Here is a 3022-nt window from a genome sequence, read left to right as displayed (position 1 = left end):
ACCATTTGGTGACCATCCACCGCCACCCTGGCTCATTCCCACCGAGCCGGAAACGCTACTGACCTCATATTCTGCTTTGTTTTTGATATCGGTAAAACCAATGGTGCCCGTGTCTAAGCGATTTTTTGATTTATCCGCATCGGATGCTATCACCGCACCATCGAGCTGAGTATGATGACCGACCGTAATATCATACCCGCCACTGCCGGCAATAATTCCTGACTGCGCATTAACGGACTGGTAGTCACTTTTCATCTTGTTCTGACTTGCACTGACACTTGCCTGACTGGAGCCAAAGCAGAAAGGTGGCACACAAATACTGGCGCTGGCGCTGACCGTTGTATGTTTGGCATCGAATTTTTCTTTATCCTGCTGACTGCTTATCGTTAAGTCCCGACCCACATTGGCAGTGACTTTGTTACCCGCTAGCTCTGCACCCTGTAAAATGACATCCCGACCACTTTGAATATTAAGTTTGTTGCTCGCAGTGATAGTACTGTTATGATTGATATCATTTGAACCATTCTCTTTGCCTTTTGACTGACTGGCGCCCAGCTCTAACGAAAAGCCGTTTTGACCGCCGATGAGTCCAAAACCAACACCCACACCATAATGACTACTTGAATCCGTATTTTTCACTTTTTCAGTGCTGTGTGCAGATGACAGTTTGATATCATTGCCCGCAGTAAGATTGATATTTTTACCAGTGATATCGACACCTTTGCCCTCAATGTTCTCCTTGGCATTGATATTGACATTTTCACCGGCATGAATCACCGTGCCTGCCTGAATCTTATTTTTGTACTCACTTTTTTGTTTCGAATTATCCGCTGTCGCACTGACCGTCACTTTGATTAATGACGGGCTGGCTCCAGCGCCACCTTGACCGCCATCGACATTCGGTTGCAGGTCATTTTGTGACATATTGACTTGTGCCTGCGCCATGTTCACGCCGGCTTGTGCCGCATAAATTGCCGATAAACGTTTATCGTCTTTGTTCTCGTAGGATTTAGCCGCTTTTTCTATTGCCTGTGCCGCAGCAACTGCATAACCGGAGCTCGATACTGTTACACCATATTGTCGGTTACTGCTTTCTGCTTTTCGGTGGGTATTATCTTCACTGGTGTCTAACACGACGTTTTTACCGGTTAAGTCAACCGATTTACCCGCCGTAATATCTGTCCCGGATAGTTTGATATCTTCACCGGCATGTATATTAATATTGCCTTTTGCACTGCTAATTTCACTGCGGACATTATTTTGTTGACTTCTGTCCTCGGTATTTTTATAACGCGATTCCTGCCAGCCGACCGTTCCACTGTAGCCATCGCCTCCCAGCTCACCGACTACTTTATGATTTCCTTTATTTTCCTTATGGATTTCGTTTGTTCCTGCACTGACTATCACATGACCTTTAGCCGCCTGAAGATTAATATCATCCTGCGCAATTAAGCCACTCCCCGTGACATTGATACTGCCTTCCTGACTGTTGATATGAATATCTTTTGCCGTTAATGTCGATGAATTTTGTGCAACAATATCGGAATAACTTCGGCTGCTTGAACTTTCACTGCCATACGGTATAACCTTGGTGCCATGATTTGGACTGCCATGAATAAATCGCACGGTTGACCCAGCCGTGGTTGCACCGGTGGTGATACTCGAGCTCTTCTCTTTACTTTTACTCTTCTCAATTTGCCGGTCTGCCGAAGTCTCAATTACCACATCCCGATTAGCATCAATAATGATGGATTCGTTGGCGGTTAACTGACTACCCTGAACGATGACATCACCTTGTGTGTATCGACCTTGTGCATCTCGCTCCTGACTTTTGTTGGCGTGTAACTGAATGTTACCTGCCGCAGTCAGGGAGCTGCCATGTTGGTATTCCCCGTGTAAACTTGATTCACTTTTGCTTGAAGAGCGGTTAAAGGATATAGGTAGCTGCGTTGGTGTGGCAATATCCATACCTAATGCGGCTTGTTCACTTAAAAAGAATTGCTTACCTTTATCGACTTTACTGCCATGCGATTTAAAGATATCGTGAGTATTACGCACACTATCGAGTATCGGATTACTCATTGATATCCCAATACCGGATGATTTGGTCTGGGATGTCTTTTTCTTATCAACGGTATCTTGACCCGGAATAATGGCAATATTTTCACCGCTAATATCAATGTGACCGGTAGCACGTTTATCATCGCCCTCAGCCCGGCCGGCAATAATATCACTACTACTTATTGTCACTTGTTTTCCGGCTGAAATCACCACGTTCCCGCCAGATGTGCCGACCAGACTGGTCGCTGAAGAGTGATTGACTTCGTTGGACATCGAGGTCGACTTACTTGATTGTGAGCCTATATTGACGCCTTTGGCGCTGGTCGTTACCCCTGATTTTTTATTTTTCACTTTTTCGTATCGGTAATAGGTCTCTTCTGCTGCATCAATGGTCACATTGTTGCCGGCATTGATGCGAACATCTTTACTTGCCATAACCTGACTACCGCTCACCGTTAAATCATGACCGGCATTGAGTGTCACACTTTCACCGCTCAGACTGCTACCAATGGCCGTTTTATTATGCTCTTCACCATATTGTGAATATTTGCTTTTCGAAAAGGTTGATTTCGAGCTCGATTTGGCGCGAGCTTCCTGGTCATACGTCGCCTGTCCAGTGGTGATATCAATATCATTTCCAGCCTGCACGCGGATATTGCCTTCACTGTAGATATCGCCGGCTTTTACCTTCACATCATGCCCGGCTTTCAGGGTTAAATTACCGGCCGTACTGATAGATGAGCCTACCTCCTGCGTCCACTCGCGGCGGTCATAGTTTTTGCTGTTTAGCGTATAATCGGTGGCATGACTGATGGTTTGGGTACCCAGAGATATATCGTTCCCCGCAATTAGCGTAGTTTCCTTGCCGTTACTGATAATATCCGCCGCATTAATGTTAATATTGCGCTGACCGGTTAACCGTAATGTCCCTTCTTTGTCAGATACATACACGGTTGCCGTG

Annotated in this window: 1 protein-coding gene; it reads right to left on the bottom strand. The window is 45.7% G+C overall.

Going from position 1 to position 3022, the window contains the following annotated elements; all coding sequences use genetic code 11:
* Nucleotides 1-3012: hemagglutinin repeat-containing protein (locus ACKJXD_RS11810; RefSeq protein ID WP_430876409.1), on the bottom strand; the 3012-nt coding region annotated here is incomplete at its 3' end.
* Nucleotides 3013-3022: the final 10 nt, after the last annotated feature.

It is taken from the genome of Gilliamella sp. G0441 (assembly GCF_050589305.1).
Taxonomy (GTDB): Bacteria; Pseudomonadota; Gammaproteobacteria; order Enterobacterales; family Orbaceae; genus Gilliamella.
Note: the sequence above shows the minus strand (reverse complement) of the source record. Positions and strands in the feature narration are given on the sequence as shown.